The sequence below is a fragment of the Pseudomonas sp. LBUM920 genome, from assembly GCF_003852315.1.
GTDB lineage: Bacteria > Pseudomonadota > Gammaproteobacteria > Pseudomonadales > Pseudomonadaceae > Aquipseudomonas.
In genome coordinates this window covers 6,292,815-6,308,813 of the sequence record NZ_CP027762.1, presented here as the reverse complement: position 1 = coordinate 6,308,813, position 15,999 = coordinate 6,292,815, and the positions used below count along the sequence as shown (strand labels likewise).

18 protein-coding genes and 1 pseudogene are annotated in these 15,999 nt (G+C 60.7%); 9 read left to right on the top strand and 10 right to left on the bottom strand.

The window, feature by feature from the left end; translation table 11 throughout:
* The first annotated feature begins 31 nt into the window (after positions 1-31).
* The 3 genes from C4J83_RS29410 to sutA all read left to right on the top strand — a co-directional run bounded on the left by C4J83_RS29410 (position 32) and on the right by sutA (position 2,435).
* Positions 32-1,372 carry an ammonium transporter gene (locus C4J83_RS29410; protein ID WP_017135897.1) on the top strand — a complete coding sequence of 447 codons (1,341 nt, stop codon included), beginning with the start codon at positions 32-34 and terminating at the stop codon, positions 1,370-1,372.
* Positions 1,373-1,580: 208 nt separating this feature from the next.
* Complete coding sequence (locus C4J83_RS29405; RefSeq protein WP_071485166.1) at positions 1,581-2,006, top strand: secondary thiamine-phosphate synthase enzyme YjbQ; 426 nt, start codon at positions 1,581-1,583, stop codon at positions 2,004-2,006.
* A 102-nt stretch (positions 2,007-2,108) separates the two neighbouring features.
* On the top strand, positions 2,109-2,435 hold the full coding sequence (gene sutA, locus C4J83_RS29400) for a dormancy-specific transcriptional regulator SutA (RefSeq protein WP_106575834.1): 327 nt from the start codon (positions 2,109-2,111) through the stop codon (positions 2,433-2,435).
* 207 nt (positions 2,436-2,642) lie between these two features.
* On the opposite strand, the gene C4J83_RS29395 is transcribed toward sutA, so the two are convergent.
* From C4J83_RS29395 to lptM, 6 genes are read right to left on the bottom strand one after another with little or no spacing between them, the layout of a single operon-like run.
* Positions 2,643-3,338 carry an HAD family hydrolase gene (locus C4J83_RS29395; protein ID WP_119737255.1) on the bottom strand — a complete coding sequence of 232 codons (696 nt, stop codon included), beginning with the start codon at positions 3,336-3,338 and terminating at the stop codon, positions 2,643-2,645.
* Positions 3,335-4,234 carry a tyrosine recombinase XerC gene (gene xerC / locus C4J83_RS29390; RefSeq protein WP_124418740.1) on the bottom strand — a complete coding sequence of 300 codons (900 nt, stop codon included), beginning with the start codon at positions 4,232-4,234 and terminating at the stop codon, positions 3,335-3,337. The genes C4J83_RS29395 and xerC overlap by 4 nt, the downstream gene beginning before the upstream one ends.
* A 2-nt stretch (positions 4,235-4,236) precedes the next feature.
* Positions 4,237-4,953 (bottom strand): DUF484 family protein, encoded by a 717-nt coding sequence (locus C4J83_RS29385; protein WP_106575831.1) that lies wholly within the window; start codon positions 4,951-4,953, stop codon positions 4,237-4,239.
* 13 nt (positions 4,954-4,966) lie between these two features.
* The gene (gene dapF / locus C4J83_RS29380; RefSeq protein ID WP_124418739.1) at positions 4,967-5,797 is read right to left on the bottom strand and encodes a diaminopimelate epimerase; all 831 of its coding nucleotides are present in this window, start codon (positions 5,795-5,797) and stop codon (positions 4,967-4,969) included.
* 3 nt (positions 5,798-5,800) lie between these two features.
* Positions 5,801-7,048, bottom strand: coding sequence for a diaminopimelate decarboxylase (gene lysA / locus C4J83_RS29375; protein ID WP_124418738.1), 1,248 nt, complete (start codon positions 7,046-7,048; stop codon positions 5,801-5,803).
* Between the two features lie 9 nt (positions 7,049-7,057).
* Entirely contained in the window at positions 7,058-7,228 is a 171-nt protein-coding gene (gene lptM / locus C4J83_RS29370; RefSeq protein WP_106575828.1) for an LPS translocon maturation chaperone LptM, read from the bottom strand.
* Positions 7,229-7,466: 238 nt separating this feature from the next.
* Between lptM and cyaY the strand changes: the two genes are divergently transcribed.
* The 3 genes from cyaY to rnk all read left to right on the top strand — a co-directional run bounded on the left by cyaY (position 7,467) and on the right by rnk (position 8,562).
* Positions 7,467-7,799, top strand: coding sequence for an iron donor protein CyaY (cyaY, locus tag C4J83_RS29365; RefSeq protein WP_094948747.1), 333 nt, complete (start codon positions 7,467-7,469; stop codon positions 7,797-7,799).
* A 2-nt stretch (positions 7,800-7,801) separates the two neighbouring features.
* Complete coding sequence (locus C4J83_RS29360) at positions 7,802-8,020, top strand: DUF1289 domain-containing protein (protein WP_106575827.1); 219 nt, start codon at positions 7,802-7,804, stop codon at positions 8,018-8,020.
* A gap of 131 nt (positions 8,021-8,151) precedes the next feature.
* Positions 8,152-8,562, top strand: coding sequence for a nucleoside diphosphate kinase regulator (gene rnk, locus C4J83_RS29355; protein ID WP_106575826.1), 411 nt, complete (start codon positions 8,152-8,154; stop codon positions 8,560-8,562).
* 11 nt (positions 8,563-8,573) lie between these two features.
* Here the strand turns inward: rnk and C4J83_RS29350 are convergent, their stop codons facing one another.
* From C4J83_RS29350 to C4J83_RS29340, 3 genes are all read right to left on the bottom strand, one after another.
* Entirely contained in the window at positions 8,574-11,414 is a 2,841-nt protein-coding gene (locus C4J83_RS29350) for a class I adenylate cyclase (protein WP_124418737.1), read from the bottom strand.
* Between the two features lie 168 nt (positions 11,415-11,582).
* Positions 11,583-11,837 carry a TIGR02647 family protein gene (locus C4J83_RS29345; protein ID WP_106575824.1) on the bottom strand — a complete coding sequence of 85 codons (255 nt, stop codon included), beginning with the start codon at positions 11,835-11,837 and terminating at the stop codon, positions 11,583-11,585.
* Between the two features lie 151 nt (positions 11,838-11,988).
* Positions 11,989-12,273, bottom strand: a complete 285-nt coding sequence (locus C4J83_RS29340) for a hypothetical protein (protein ID WP_106575823.1) — start codon at positions 12,271-12,273, stop codon at positions 11,989-11,991.
* A gap of 127 nt (positions 12,274-12,400) precedes the next feature.
* Between C4J83_RS29340 and C4J83_RS29335 the strand changes: the two genes are divergently transcribed.
* Positions 12,401-13,060, top strand: coding sequence for a glutathione S-transferase family protein (locus C4J83_RS29335; protein ID WP_124418736.1), 660 nt, complete (start codon positions 12,401-12,403; stop codon positions 13,058-13,060).
* 160 nt (positions 13,061-13,220) lie between these two features.
* Here C4J83_RS29335 and argH read toward each other — a convergent pair whose 3' ends face one another.
* Complete coding sequence (gene argH / locus C4J83_RS29330; protein WP_124418735.1) at positions 13,221-14,615, bottom strand: argininosuccinate lyase; 1,395 nt, start codon at positions 14,613-14,615, stop codon at positions 13,221-13,223.
* 388 nt (positions 14,616-15,003) lie between these two features.
* On the opposite strand from argH, the pseudogene C4J83_RS31235 reads away from it, so the two are divergent.
* Both C4J83_RS31235 and C4J83_RS29325 read left to right on the top strand, forming a co-directional pair.
* Positions 15,004-15,120: pseudogene (locus C4J83_RS31235) on the top strand (sensor histidine kinase); the annotation flags it as partial.
* Entirely contained in the window at positions 15,117-15,863 is a 747-nt protein-coding gene (locus C4J83_RS29325) for a LytR/AlgR family response regulator transcription factor (RefSeq protein ID WP_119737269.1), read from the top strand. The pseudogene C4J83_RS31235 and the gene C4J83_RS29325, both read left to right, overlap by 4 nt.
* The last annotated feature ends 136 nt before the right edge of the window (positions 15,864-15,999 follow it).

The following is a 15,999-nucleotide window of genomic DNA, read 5'->3' as shown; positions in this document are numbered from 1 at the left end:
CCAAACCCCCAACGCCCCAGGAGAAAACAATATGACTCTGCGTAAATTCGCAGGGCTAGGAGCCCTGTTGTCCCTCGTAATGCCGGCCCTGGCATTGGCGGCGGACCCAGCCCCCGCTCCAGTCCTCAATTCCGGCGACACGGCGTGGATGCTCACATCCACCGCGCTGGTGCTGTTCATGACCATTCCAGGCCTGGCGCTGTTCTATGGCGGCATGGTTCGCTCCAAAAACATTCTTTCCGTGATGATGCAGTGCTTCGCCATCACCGGCTTGATCACCATTTTGTGGTTCGTTTACGGCTACAGCATGGCGTTCGACACTACCGGTATGGAAGCAGGCGTCGTCAACCTCAACTCGTTCGTGGGCGGCCTGTCCAAACTGTTCCTGTCGGGTGTCACCCCGGCGAGCATCACCGGCCCTGCGGCGCTGTTCCCTGAGGCGGTGTTCGTCACTTTCCAGATGACGTTCGCCATCATTACGCCTGCGCTGATCGTCGGTGCCTTCGCCGAGCGTATGAAGTTCTCCGCGATGCTGATCTTCATGGGCGTCTGGTTCACCCTGGTCTACGCACCGATTGCGCATATGGTGTGGGGCGGTCCGGGTTCGTTGCTGGGCGATTGGGGCGTGCTGGACTTCGCCGGCGGCACCGTGGTGCACATCAACGCCGGTGTGGCTGGCCTGGTGGCGTGCCTGGTACTCGGCAAGCGTAAAGGCTTCCCAACCACGCCGATGGCGCCTCACAACCTGGGTTACACCCTGGTCGGTGCTGCCATGCTGTGGGTCGGTTGGTTTGGCTTCAACGCCGGTTCTGCGGCTGCGGCCAACGGCACTGCCGGTATGGCGATGCTGGTCACTCAGATTGCGACCGCTGCTGCCGCGCTGGGCTGGATGTTTGCCGAGTGGGTCACTCACGGTAAGCCAAGCGCACTGGGCATCGCTTCGGGTGTGGTGGCAGGTTTGGTTGCAATCACCCCGGCTGCGGGCACCGTGGGCCCAATGGGCGCCCTGGTGATTGGTCTGGCGGCGGGCGTGGTGTGCTTCTTCTGCGCCACTACCCTGAAACGCAAACTGGGCTACGACGACTCCCTGGACGCCTTCGGCGTGCACGGTATCGGCGGTATCCTCGGCGCGATCCTCACCGGCGTGTTCGCGGCTCCGTCTCTGGGCGGCTTCAACGCGGCGACCACTGACATCGCAGCGCAAGTCTGGATCCAGTGCAAAGGCGTCGGCTTCACCGTGATCTACACGGCTATCGTGACCTTCATCATCCTCAAGGTGCTGGACATGGTCATGGGCCTGCGGGTTACCGACGAAGAAGAGGCCGTGGGCCTCGATCTGGCACAACACAACGAGCGCGGCTACAACTTGTAAGTACGCGAAAAAAAGATGCCCGGCTTGCCGGGCATTTTTTTGTCTGGGGTTTGTCTGTGGCTAAAGGTGTACGGGTTTATGCCGACTTTGTGATGGGAACCACACGGCACTTTTAAGGGTGTGAATGTCTTACAGGCATGTAGGTGTATTCGGTACTTTGTTTTTTTCCAGAGCGCGCTAGAATGCGCGCCGATAGGCGGAGAACTGTATGTGGCAACAGACCCTGATAACCCTGCGGGCCAAGCCCCGGGGCTTTCACTTGGTGACGGATGAGTTGCTCGCCGGCCTGCCTGAATTGAAAGCGTGCCGTGTGGGCCTGTTGCATTTGTGGTTGCAGCACACCTCGGCTTCGTTGACGGTCAACGAAAATGCCGACCCGGCGGTTCGCCGTGACTTCGAGCGTTTTTTCAACTCGCTGGTGCCGCAAGGGCGTGCAGGGTTCGAACACAACGACGAAGGTCCGGATGATCTGCCGGCGCACTTCAAGGCCAGTCTCCTGGGCTGCCAGCTGAGTTTGCCGGTCAAGGCCGGCCGCTTGGCGATGGGGACCTGGCAAGGTGTTTATCTGGGCGAGCACCGTGATCATGGCGGTGCTCGTAAAGTCCTCGCCACCTTGCACGGTGATGGGGCATAAGCCACTGGTAATCCAGTGGATGTTGATTTTTTTCCGGCGACCTCGACAGAGGGTGAAGCTGGGCTATAACTAATCTGCTTTTCGCAAGTCATGAGGTAGAACATGAGCGACGATGATCTGGAAAACGACGAACTCGAAGTCGGTGACGACGACGAGGCCGAAGAAGGTCTTGAGGCGGCAGCTGAGGACGTTGCTGACGACGACGGTGGCGACGATGCACCTGTCCCGGCAGCCAAAGGCAAAGCCAAGGCCGCTGTTTCGGTAGATGAACTGCCAAGCGTTGAAGCCAAGAACAAAGAGCGCGATGCGCTGGCCCGTGCGATGGAAGAATTCCTCGCCAAAGGCGGCAAAGTGCAGGAAGTCGAGGCCAACGTGGTAGCAGATCCGCCGAAGAAGCCGGATAACAAGTACGGTAGCCGTCCTATCTGAGGTCAGCCGCTCGCTTGCATGAAAAAGCCCGCCGTCGCTGCGGGCTTTTTCATGGATGTAATAAATCCTAAGGGTCACCACCCATCAAATGTAGGAGCGGGCGTGCTCGCGAAAGCGCTTTGTCAGTTGCTGATGTGCTGACTGATACACCGCCTTCGCGAGCAAGCCCGCTCCCACATTTTGGTTTTTAGTGTTGCCGCGATAGCGTTACTGCCAACTGCGAAGCAACGGCGGCAGTTCTTTCAAGCTGCGAATTTCCGCATCCGGGCGTTTATCCGCTTCCCATGCTTTGCCCGTCGGGTTGAACCACACCGCCCGCAGCCCCGCCTGCTGCGCCCCGGCGATGTCATCGCCGGGGTGGTCGCCAATATGCACGGCCTGACTGGCGTCCACGCCGGCGCGTTGCAGCGCTTCCTGAAACAGTCGCGCATCCGGCTTGGCGATGCCGATATCTTCGGCGCGCAGCGCAAAGTGGAAATAATCTGCCAGGCCCACGCGCTGCACGTCGGCGTTGCCGTTGGTGATCACGCCCAGGAGGAAATGCTGGCGCAATGCTTGAAGCATCGGCTCGGCTTCGGGAAATGGCGTGAGCTGGTGCCGGGCATGAATAAACGCCTCATAGCACACGTCTGCCATTTGCGTGGCTTCGGGCTGTGGATAACCCGCCTCTTCAAACGCGTGCATCAGCACGCGGTGGCGCAGGAGGCTGATGCGGTACTTGAGCTCGGGATGGCGCTCCAGCACCTGCTGGCGAAGGCTGGCGAAATGCTCAAGAGGCAAATCGCCGACCTTGGAGGCATGGGTCGCCAGCCATTCGCGCATCGACGCTTCGGCGCCGATGATGACGGGTACGTTGTCCCAGAGTGTGTCGTCCAGGTCGAAGGTGATCAGCTTGATACTCATGAGTCGCCGCCCTTGATGCGTTTGGCCCGTGGATGGGCGCTGTCGTACACCGTAGCCAGGTGCTGGAAGTCGAGGTGGGTGTAGATCTGCGTGGTCTTGATGTCGGCGTGGCCGAGCAGCTCCTGCACCGCGCGCAGGTCCTGGGACGATTCCAGCAGATGGCTGGCAAAAGAATGTCGCAGCATGTGCGGGTGCAGGTTCTGCCCCAGCTCGCGTTCACCGGCGAGCTTGACCCGAACCTGGATCGCCCGTGGCCCCAGGCGTCGGCCTTGCTGGCTGACAAACACCGCGTCGTCCGCGGGGTTGGTCAACAGACGCAGCGGCAACCATAGCTGCAAGGCTTCCCGAGCCTTGCGGCCGACCGGCAGCACGCGGGTCTTGCTGCCTTTGCCGAGCACTTGCACCAGGCCGTCCGCCAGGTCCAGTTGATCGAGGTTCAGGCCGGTCAGCTCTGACAAACGCAGGCCCGAGGAATAGAACAGCTCAAGGATGGCCTGGTCGCGGTGGGCGAGGAAGTCGTCTTCGACGGCACCGTCCAGCAATTGCAGGGCACGATCAGTGTCGAGGGTCTTGGGCAGGCGCCGTTCGCCCTTGGGCGGGGCCAGGCCATTGGCCGGGTCGTGATCGCACAGGCCTTCACGGTTGAGGTAGTGATACAGGCCGCGCACCGCCGAAAGCAGGCGCGACAGGCTGCGTGAAGACTGGCCTTGCTGGTGCAGACGCGCGATGAGGCTGCGCAGGCTCTGGATATCCAGGGCTTTCCAGCTGGCGATCTGTTGTTTTTCGCAGTACGCCAGAACCTTGTTCAAGTCCCGTCGATAGGCTTCCAGGGTATGGGGCGACACCTGGCGCTCGTTGCGCAGGTGAGCGCAATAAGCGTCCAGTTGCCGTTCCATGACTAGCGCACCGCGCGCAGGGCGGTGGTGAAGCGCGGCAGTACCCGGCCCAGCACTTCAGCGATGTAGGTCAAAAACAGCGTGCCTACAGAGCTTTTGTAATGCTGCGGGTCACGGCTGGCGATCGCCAGTACGCCGTGCAGGCCTTGATGGCTGAGGGCGACCACGGCGGTGGAGCCGATCTGTTTGCGCTGTTCGGCGCCAAACAGAAAATCCAGCTCATGCTCACGCAAGGTGCCGCTGATGGTCTTGCCTTCAGAGAGCAAGCCGCCAATCGCGGTTTGCGCTTCACCACCGCTGACCCAGCGACCCACCGGCATCGGGTTGTCGCTGAACAGGATCAGGCTCACAAACGGCACCTGGAAGTCCTGGCGCAGGCTGTCTTCCACGGCAATCACCGTTTCTTCCAGGCTGGTGGCGTCCATCAGGGTAAGAATCAGGCGACGGGTCTTGTCGAAAAGGCGGTCGTTGTCGCGGGCCACGTCCATCAACTGCGAGAGCCGATGGCGCATTTCGATATTGCGCTCGCGCAGGATCTTCATCTGCCGCTCTACCAGCGACACGGTATCGCCGCGCTGGTGGGGGATGCGCAGGGCGGGCAACAGCTCTTCGTGTTCGACGAAGAAGTCCGGATTAGCCTCAAGGTACGCCGCGACAGCAGCGGCCTCCAGACTTTCGCTCGGGGATGCTTGGGCGGGTACTTGAGGCGTGTCGGTCATTAGCTTTGCTCACTCATAGGCGGACCTGTCCTTCGTATACGCGCGAGGCCGGCCCGGTCATCATCACCGGGTGGCCAGGGCCTGCCCATTCGATGGACAAACGTCCGCCGGGCAGGTCGATCAACAGCGGCGAATCCATCCACCCCTGGGTGATCGCGGCCACGGCCGCAGCGCAAGCGCCGGTGCCGCAGGCCTGGGTTTCGCCGGCGCCGCGTTCCCACACACGCAATTGTGCGCGGGAACGGTCGATCACCTGCAGGAAGCCCACATTGACCCGTGCCGGAAAGCGCGGGTGATGTTCGATTTTCGGCCCCAATTCATGCACCGGGGCGTTATTGATGTCGTTGACCCGCAGCACGGCGTGCGGATTGCCCATCGACACTGCGGCGATATCCACGTGCTTGCCATCAACGTCGAGCGCATAGCTGGTCGCCTGCTCGGTGGCCTGAAACGGGATATCCGCCGGCACCAGGCGTGGCGCGCCCATGTTGACGCTGATCTGGCCGTCGCTGCGAACATCCAGTTCGATCACGCCGCTTTTAGTTTCGACGCGAATCTGGCGCTTGGCGGTCAAGCGCTTGTCCAGCACAAAACGCGCAAAGCAACGCGCACCGTTGCCGCACTGTTCCACTTCGGAACCGTCGGAGTTGAAGATCCGGTAACGGAAATCCACTTCCGGGTTGCTCGGCGCCTCGACGATCAGCAATTGATCAAAGCCAATGCCGGTGTGACGGTCGCCCCATTGTTTAGCGTGCTTGGGCAGGATGTGCGCGTGCTGGCTGACCAGGTCGAGGACCATGAAGTCGTTGCCCAGCCCGTGCATCTTGGTAAAACGCAGCAGCATGGCTTACTCCGGCAGCAGGCTTTCGCCAGCATACAACTCGGCTACCGTCTCGCGGCGACGCACTTCAAACGCTTGATCACCGTCCACCAGCACCTCGGCGGCACGGCCGCGCGTGTTGTAGTTGGAACTCATGACAAACCCATAGGCACCGGCCGAATGCACGGCCAGCAGATCGCCTTCTTCCAGGGCCAGCTGACGCTCCTTGGCCAGGAAGTCACCGGTCTCGCAGATCGGGCCGACGATGTCGTAGCTGCGGCCAACGCCTGCGCGTGGCTTGACGGCTGTCACATTCATCCAGGCCTGGTACAGCGCCGGGCGGATCAGGTCGTTCATCGCCGCGTCGACGATGGCGAAATCCTTGTGCTCGGTGTGCTTGAGGTACTCGACTTGCGTCAGCAGCAGGCCGGCGTTGGCGACGATGTAGCGGCCCGGCTCGAACATCAGGGTCAGGCCGCGGCCTTCAGTGCGCTCGCGCACAGCCTGGATGTAGTCGGCGATCTGCGGCGGCTCTTCATCGCGATAACGCACACCCACGCCACCACCCAGATCGATGTGTTGCAGGTAAATGCCGCACTCGCCCAGGCGATCGATCAACGCCAGCAGGCGGTCGAGCGCATCCAGAAACGGTGGCAGGCTGGTCAGTTGCGAGCCGATATGGCAGTCGACACCCAGCACTTCCAGGTTCGGCAACTGCGCGGCGCGGATGTACACGTCCTCGGCGTCGGCAATGGCGATGCCGAACTTGTTCTCTTTAAGACCGGTGGAAATGTAGGGGTGAGTGCCGGCGTCGACATCCGGGTTGACGCGCAGCGAGATCGGCGCACGAACACCCATCTGGGCGGCGACGACTTGCAGGCGCTCCAGCTCGTCGGTGGACTCGACGTTGAAGCAATGCACGCCGACTTCCAGAGCGCGGCGCATGTCTTCGCGGCTTTTGCCGACGCCGGAGAATACGATTTTGTCAGCCTTGCCGCCGGCCGCCAGCACACGTTCCAGCTCGCCACGGGAGACGATGTCGAAACCGGCGCCCAGGCGCGCCAGGACATTGAGTACACCCAGGTTGGAGTTGGCCTTGACCGCGTAGCACACCAGGTGTGGAACGCCGTTCAGTGGGTCGGTAAAGGAGCGGTATTGGGCTTCGATGTGCGCACGCGAGTACACATAGGTCGGGGTGCCAAAGCGCTCGGCAATCGCGGACAACGCCACGCCTTCCGCGAACAGCTCGCCGTCCCGGTAGTTAAAAGCGTCCATGGGTTTCCCTTATTGATAGGTGTCGTGCTTGTGCGCTTTTGACGGCTTTTGTGACGACTGCGCCTGGTCATTTGGGTCTTTGCTGTCATCGGGCAGGTAGAGCGGGCCTTTTTGACCACAGGCACTAACGAGGCAAGCGACCGCGACGAGCGCAGCAAGGGAAGAGATCAGGCGCTTCATGGCGAAATCCTTGAATATGCATTAATTGCGCCCGAGTATACCGACCACCCGCCAGCTTGCCTATGCGCCGAAATACCCGTCCGGCGGGGGTTTGCCGACTTGAGCGCGAAGCAGGCTACGCTGGCCGGGGATATTTGATACCTCCATCGGTAATGAACTCGGTATCCTTTGCAATCAGCGGGGCTCGCCCGTATCGTGCGGCGCTTGAGCAGAACCAGACACTTTTGAGGTTGCCACAATGAGTTTGACCGAAGCCCGTTTTCACGACCTGGTGGATGCGACCCAGCAGGCGCTGGAAGATATTTTCGACGACAGCGGCCTGGACGTGGACCTGGAAAACTCGGCCGGCGTGCTGACCGTCAAGTTTGAAAACGGCACCCAACTGATCTTCAGTCGCCAGGAACCGTTGCGTCAGCTATGGCTGGCGGCCCGTACCGGTGGTTTTCACTTCGACTATGACGAGGAAGAAAACCGTTGGGCGCACGACACCACCGAGGAGCTGCTGAGCGAAATGCTTGCGCGCCTCACGAAGGAACAGTCCGGCGCCGACCTGGACTTCGACGAGATCTGATCGTGACCCAGCCTGCACCCGTACGCCCGCCCAAGCCGCTGTTCAGCAATGTCAGCCCGGCGGTGCCGTCACCTTGTATCAGTTTGTGTCGCCTGGACGAGCAGAAAGTCTGCCTCGGCTGCTTCCGCCATGTGGAAGACATTCGTGAATGGCGCTCCGCTGACGATAACCGGCGCCGGGTGATCTGCGCCGAGGCCGAGCAACGCAGGGAGCGTGCCTGAGGTCGTCTTGTTTATTTGTGTCGCTGTGGTAGTGTCCGGGTACACCTCAACTCATCGAGGTCCGTGAGAACCCCGCCTTTTTCTGGCGGGGTTTTGCTTTTTTGTGCAGAAAAAAGGAGTCTGCCTGAATCATGACCGCACCTTCCATCATACTTACCCGTCTCGACGTGCAGCGTCTTGAGCAATTGATCGACCGTGTAGGCGAGGACTCGCCGGGCGTCGAAGCCCTGCAACACGAACTCGACCGCGCTGAAGAAGTGGTTGGCCACGAGGAAGTGCCTGCAAGTGTCGTGACGATGAACTCCAGCGTGCATTGCCGTGAGCAAGGCAGCGGCAAGGACTATCACCTGACCCTGGTTTACCCAAAGGATGCCAACGCAGACGAGGGCAAGATCTCGATCCTCGCGCCGGTAGGCAGTGCATTACTCGGCCTGAAGGTGGGCCAGCATATCGACTGGCCGGCACCCGGCGGCAAAACCCTCAAGCTTGAGCTGCTCAGCGTTGACGGCCAGCCCAAAGACGGTGGCGCGTTCTCTCTGTAACAAGAGCCGCTTTAAACCTGCTTCAGTGCGTTGTTGAGCGACAGCTCCAGCTCGGCCTTGTAACGCAGGTACAGGTTGCTCGGGCTTTGCACATCACCGAGCAGGCCGGACAGGTCCAGGTCGGTGATGTAGCAGCGGTAACGTTCGGTTTCTCGACGTTGCCCGACGATTTCCTGGGCGACCACGGCAAACAGCTGGTCGCCAAACTCCAGTTCGCAAAACTCCCGCTGGTTGCAGTACAGGGTGATGCCCACTTGGCCGGGCGCCGCCTTGCCGATAATCGCCTGCACGTCATAAAACGGCTTATTGGCCGGGTTCTGCGGCGCGGGGCGCGGCTCGATGCCGCGTGCGCGATTGCTGCCTGATGGCAACAGTTGGTAATACAAGATTTGCACTTCGCCCAACGGCTGCTGCGTATCCAGCGGCGCCAGCGCTTCGCGGCGATAGATGATCGATTGCAGAAAACGCTGCAACGGCGCCAGCAGGCTCTGCTCATCATGAAACGGCAGGCGTTGCTGCCAGAGCGCGTTGAACTCATCCAGCACATACAACTCGGCAACGCCTTCATTGACCCGGTAGAACACCTGCACGCAATCGGCCAAGCCCATTGGCAACAGCAGCGCCAGGTCGTGGTCTTCCAGGGCCATGGCGTCCAGGTGCAACGGGCTGTAGCTGGCCAGTTCTTCGCTGAGGTAGGCAATCAGTGCGTCTTGGGTCGGCAGCGACACATGGGTGGCCTGGCCCGGCATCAGCTCCATCACGTGGTAGTGCTGCTGCACCTGCAACAGGTAGCGGTGATTGGACTGGCTAAGCAGCAGGTTTTGCGCGGTGTCAAAAATCTCTTCTACACGCTGGGCAATGAACTGCGCACGGTTGTGACAGAAGCAGCGCACTCGCAGGCGTGGCAAGTGATCCGACGGCAGTTGATTGAGGTAGTCACGCAGGCAGTCGAGCAGTGCGTGGGGGCCGTCGTAGCGGCTGACCATGACCTCGTTCCAGCTATTGAGCGTGACCTGATCCAGGGTCAGCACCAGGTTGTCGCGTACGCCGGCATAGCTCAGGGAGTCGGTGCGCTCGGTGGTCATCAGGATGTTCAAGTCGCGATGATGTTTGAGCGGGTCGACACCGACGTTGATCAACAACAGCACTTCTTCCGGTACCGCCGAGCGCAACAGGCGATCCTCATCGACGCTGGCCAGGGGCAGGGCGATGGTGTGTTGCAGGCTGCCCAGCAGGTTGAACAGCTCGAATTCGGTCATGTCACTGACGCCCGGGTGCAGCGCCAGGCGGGTGCTGCTGTCGATCACGCCGTTGCGATGGCACCAGGTGAGCATTTCCAAGAGGTCGCGGCTGCGCTTGATCGGCGCGAAGTGCTCCCATTCCAGCGCCGTGAGGTTACCGTTGTACAGGCCCCAGTGATGCTGGCCCGGCTCCTTGCGATTGGGGGACTGCACCAGCGTGAGCGTGTCTTCGGCCAAGTCGGGCGCGATGCCGGGGTTGATGAACTCGACCTTGCCGGCCTTGCGTTCGAACGCTGCATACAAGCGCCGGCCCAGCACGTTCAAATCACGCTTGTTGATCAGGCTGGCGGTTTGCTCGGTGCGGGCGAACTGGGTGAGGAAGCGGTAGCTGTAATTCAGTTCGTTGACCAGCGCGCGGCGCTCGGAGGCGACCTGGCGCACTTTCCACTGGCTGCGGCTGTCCAGCAGCGCCAGTTGGCGCTGGTCCCAACCCCACTCATTGGCCAGGCGCTCCAGCAGGCGTCGTTGCCAGCCAGTGCTGCGTTGGCCGACGCTGAGCTTGCGATTGACCTTCAGGTAGAGCGCGCGCCGCACCAGTTCAAGGCGCTCCGGCTCATTGCGCGCCTTGAGGTATTCCTCGATGCGGCGGTAAACCACGATGTACGGGTCTAGCTCGTCCAGGTCCATCTGATTGGCGAACACGGCGCGCTTGAAGCGCAGGCTCAGGCAGTGCACGTTCGGGTGCTCGCTGGCGTAGACCTCGGTCAGCAGCAGCTTGAGCACTGATTTGTAGGGCGACTCGATGCCCTTGAACAACTGCCACAGCCCGGCGCCGATGAATTCGCCCGGAGGGATGTGGGCCAGGTGCCCAAGGTCCAGGGTTTCGTCGGCGCGGATGAAGCGCTTGGAGATCAGCGCATGGGTGAACTCGGCGTAGCGGCTTTCCTCGTACACCGGCACCAGCCACCAGATCGGCGTACGCCCTGCCAGCCAGATGGCGGTGCGATAGAACTCATCCAGCAGCAGGTAATGCTGGGTGGTGCCGCAGTCGTCGGAGCTCAGTTGCGTGTCGCGCTCACCCAATCCAAAGCGCGTCGGTTCGATCAGAAAAAAATGCGCCTCGGCGCCCATGGTCAGGGCCCAGGCTTCCAGCAACTGGCATTTTTTGCGCAGCTCGGCCAGTTCGGCTTCGCCAAGTTCGGGCGAGTGGCAGACCCACACGTCCATATCGCTCTGGTCCGCTTGAGCCAGGGTGCCAAGGCTGCCCATCAGGTACAGGCCAAGGATAGGCCGTGGCGGATTGCCATGGCGTGGCTTGTAGGAGAACGAACGGGTCAGGCGCTGAGCTTCAGTAAGCGCCTGGGCGTCCGGTTCGAAATTGGACAGCCCGGCCGGCGTGCTGCCCGAGACATAACCGGGCAGCAGGGGGTGGTTGACGTGGAAAAACAGCGGCAACAGCATCAACACGCTTTGCTGGCGCGGGGTCAGACCTTCGACGGCCCGGGCGATGCGCCCTTCATTGAGGGCCATGAAACGCGCGCGCAATTGGGCCAGCACCTTGCGGTCGATGCCTTCGTCCAGGTCGGGGCGGATTTCGTGGGTGCGGGTCATGTCGAACTCGTTGGCTCGCAGGGCCCGACGTGGGCGGCCGTGTAGGAGTTTACAGACAGAAGCGTAGGAGGTTTAGAGGGAAATGGTTTCTGGCGTCAGAATTTTGTGCCATCCACAGCAGTGCCCTCGGAATCCGCAGAAAGCGGACTCCATGGGCGGTATCAGGGATCAGGCAGCTTCTTTGGTGGTAGCGGTCGTCAGGATGGTCAGCAGGGTTTGGGCCTGCTCTGCAGCGTCCCGGCCAAGGCTGGTCAGGTAGCCCCCGTCTGGCTGGTCGATAAGGCCTTTCGCATGGAGGCGCTTGGCCGCGGCGATGGCAGCGGGAGCAGCGGTCTGGTGGACTTTCAGACCTTCCTTGGTGCTGTCCAAGGGGAAGAGTACAAGGATTTCCAGTTCGGCAACCAACTCAGGGGTATACGACATAAGGACTCCAGACTTTCTAAAATTTATTAGAGGCTAGCAGGGCATAAGGTGAACGCACTTTGCCGGGCTGTCCAGTGTGAAAGTCATGGGTCTTGATATGGCGCAGGTTTGTGGCGAGGAAGCAGGCTTCCCGGCCACGAAAGTGCTCGATTCAGTCGTTTTCCGGGGGTAGTTCCGGCAATGCGCGCAGCGCGGTTTCATACCATTGGGTATCGAAGGCGCGGTCTTCTTCAAGCATCTTGTCGATTTCAACAGCCAGCACGTGGGCCATGAGATTCAGAATGTCTTCGCGCTCGTAGCCCACCAGGGTCAGCTTGTTGAAGGTGGCCTTGGCGGCAGGCGGGTTGTCGCTTTCGATCTGGTTTTCGATGGCCTGGGTCAGCGTGCTTTCGGTGAATTCTTCTTCGTCGTTGTCGATATCGGTCGGCTCGCTCATGGCGGGGCTCCTCAAGGAAAGGGCGCCAGTCTACCCCCATTCAGGCAGGTGATGCTGCTGGTCAGGTCGGGCCGCACGCTCTATAACTTCTGCAGCCAACCCCACACCCGGCCTGGAGGCATTCGCGATGCTCAAGCTTTACGGATTTTCGGTCAGCAACTACTACAACATGGTCAAAATGGCGCTGCTGGAGAAAGGCCTACCGTTTGAAGAAGTGCCATTTTATGCAGGCCAGACGCCTGAAGCGCTTGCGGTAAGCCCGCGAGGCAAAGTGCCGGTGCTGGGCGTCAAGCAAGGCTTTATCAATGAAACCAGCGTGATTCTGGAGTACATCGAACACACTCAGGAAGGCCCTTCCTTGCTGCCGGCCGAGCCTTTTCAGCGGGCTCAGGTGCTGGCGCTGTGCAGGGAAATCGAGCTGTACATCGAGTTGCCCGCCCGCGCGTGTTTCGCCGAGGCGTTCTTCGGTATGCCGGTGCCGGAGGCGATCAAGGAAAAATCCAGGGCTGAGTTGCTGTTGGGGATCAGTGCTTTAGGTCGACACGGCAAGTTTGCGCCGTACGTGGCGGGGGAGAGCTTCACGCTTGCCGATCTGTATTTCATGTACAGCGTGAACCTCGCCTGTGCCGTGGGCGAGAAGCTGTTTGGCCTGGATTTGCTGGCTGAGTTGCCGACGGCGAAAGCGCTGCTGGAGCGACTGCACGCGATGCCCAACGCGCAGAAAGTGGCGGCGGACAGGGAAGCGGCGATGCCGGCGTTTATGGCGATGGTTGCGGCCAAGAAGTAATCAGCCGTGCACACATCAAATGTGGGAGCGGGCTTGCTCGCGAAAGCGGTGTGTCAGTCAACATATAGCGACTGGTCTACCGTATTCGCGAGCAAGCCCGCTCCCGCATGTTGAGTGGTGAACCCATTCAAAGGTGGGAGCTGGCTTGGCTGCGATGCTTTTAGCGGCTGGCGAGCAGTTCCTGGCCGCGTACGACGGCGGCCTTGACCTGCGCCGGTGCAGTCCCGCCCACGTGATTACGCGCATTCACCGAGCCTTCCAGGGTCAGCACGGCAAACACGTCCTGCTCGATCTGGTCGCTGAATTGGCGCAACTCTTCCAGGCTCATTTCCGCCAGGTCCTTGCCGGTGTCCACGCCGTATTTCACGGCATGGCCGACGATTTCGTGGCAGTCGCGGAATGGCAGGCCACGGCGCACCAGGTAGTCCGCCAGGTCGGTTGCCGTGGAGAACCCGCGCAAGGCCGCTTCACGCATGATCGCGTGCTTGGGCTTGATCGCCGGGATCATGTCGGCAAATGCACGCAGCGAATCGCGCAGCGTGTCGGCGGCGTCGAACAGCGGCTCTTTGTCTTCCTGGTTGTCTTTGTTGTAGGCCAATGGCTGGCCCTTCATCAAGGTCAGCAAGCCCATCAGCGCGCCGAATACACGGCCGCTTTTGCCACGCACCAGCTCAGGCACGTCGGGGTTTTTCTTTTGCGGCATGATCGAGCTGCCGGTGCAGAAGCGGTCCGGCAGGTCGATGAACTGGAATTGCGCACTGGTCCACAGCACCAGTTCTTCGGAGAAGCGCGACAAGTGCATCATCGCGATGCTGGCGGCAGCGCAGAATTCGATGGCGAAGTCACGGTCCGACACGCCGTCCAGGGAGTTGCCGCCAACCGCGTCAAAACCCAGCAGTTGTGCGGTGTATTCGCGGTCGATCGGGTAAGTGGTGCCGGCCAGTGCGGCGCTGCCCAACGGCATGCGGTTGGCGCGCCTGCGGCAATCCACCAGGCGCTCGTAGTCGCGGCTGAGCATTTCGAACCAGGCCAGCAAGTGGTGGCCGAAGGTCACCGGTTGCGCAGTTTGCAGGTGGGTGAAGCCGGGCATGATAGTGCCGGACTCACGCTCGGCCTGCTCGAGCAAACCTTTTTGCAGGCGGGTGATTTCGCCCAGGATCAGGTCGATTTCGTCACGCAGCCACAGGCGAATATCGGTAGCCACCTGGTCGTTACGGCTGCGACCGGTGTGCAGTTTCTTGCCGGTCACACCGATGCGATCGGTGAGACGGGCTTCGATGTTCATGTGCACGTCTTCCAGGTCGACGCGCCAGTCGAACGTGCCGGCCTCGATTTCACCGCGAATGGTGGTCAGGCCATCGATGATGCTGTCGCGCTCGGCGTCGGTCAGCACGCCGACCTTGGCCAGCATCGTGGCGTGGGCGATCGAGCCCATGATGTCGTGGCGGTACAGGCGCTGGTCGAAAGTGACGGAGGCGGTGAAGCGCGCGACGAAGGCGTCGACGGGTTCACTGAAGCGGCCGCCCCAGGACTGGTTGGTCTTGTCGGTGCTCATGGATTCGCTCGTGATCTGCTTAAAAGAGGCGTTGAGGTGTGCCGCCGATAATAACAGGGTTGCACTTGGAGGCGGTGCTGCGGGTGGTCGGCATTTTTATTTGTGCCAAGGATGGCTAAGTGCCTTGCCGCCGAACGCTTCCGGGAAGAGACTGGAGCAGGCCTTTATTGAAACGATATTTGACGATTGAGCAATATCGTCTCAGCGAGCGTCTACAGTTGCACTGATAGAGCGTGAATGCACCAAAGTCGGGTGATGCGGTCATAGCCTGACTATCCATTAAAAAAGGGGGGTATTCGGATTGTGTATCAGCAAACCCTACGACGATGCCCGAAGGCAGCAGGTCTTGGGCGCAATTGAACAGGTCCGGGTAAATATGGGTGCCGCTGCCGGGGCACTTTTTGCCGCTCGCGCTAGTCTTAGCGTGGATCGCTGTGACGCAAGTCACCGCACCTGTCTACGCTATCCTTGTGCGAGACTCACGCAGGAATCCAGCGCAATATGAATGTCCTGATCGTTGATGACGAACCCCAAGCCCGCGAGCGACTGAGCCGTTTGGTCAGTGAACTCGAGGGTTATACAGTGCTTGAACCGAGCGCCACCAACGGCGAAGAGGCGTTGACGCTGATCGACAGTCTCAAGCCGGATGTGGTGTTGCTCGATATTCGCCTGCCGGGTCTTGATGGCTTGCAAGTGGCCGCCCGCTTGAGTGAGCGAGAATCGCCGCCTGCCGTGGTGTTGTGTGCAGCTCAAGAAGAGTTTTCTGCGCAAACCCTGGAAGACAGCGGTGTCAGCTTTCTTGCCAAGCCGGTGACCGCTGAGGCGCTGCTCAAGGCCCTGAAAAAGGCCGAGCGTCCCAACCGCGTCCAGCTCGCCGCTTTGACCCAGCCAGCAGCTCAGAGTGGTAACGGGCCACGCAGCCATATCAGTGCACGGACCCGTAAAGGTATCGAGCTGATTCCGCTGAACCAGGTGGTCTACTTTATCGCCGACCACAAGTACGTGACCTTGCGTCACGAGACGGGTGAAGTGTTGCTCGATGAGCCACTCAAGGCCCTTGAGGACGAATTCGGCGACCGCTTTGTGCGCATCCACCGCAACGCGCTGGTGGCCCGTGAGCGAATAGAGCGCCTGCAGCGCACGCCTCTGGGGCACTTTCAGTTGTTCCTCAAAGGGCTTAACGGCGATGCCCTGATCGTCAGCCGACGCCACGTCGCCGGTGTGCGCAAGATGATGCAGCAGCTTTAGCCAGGGGCTTTGGCGAGGTCTGCATTCTGTATCCCGGTGCGACGCGGCCAGGGAGGCCCCGCACTTGCTGATTCAAATCAAAGCGTGTTTGCCTGAGCTGTTATTATCTGCCGTATCTATTCAGTACGGATTGATC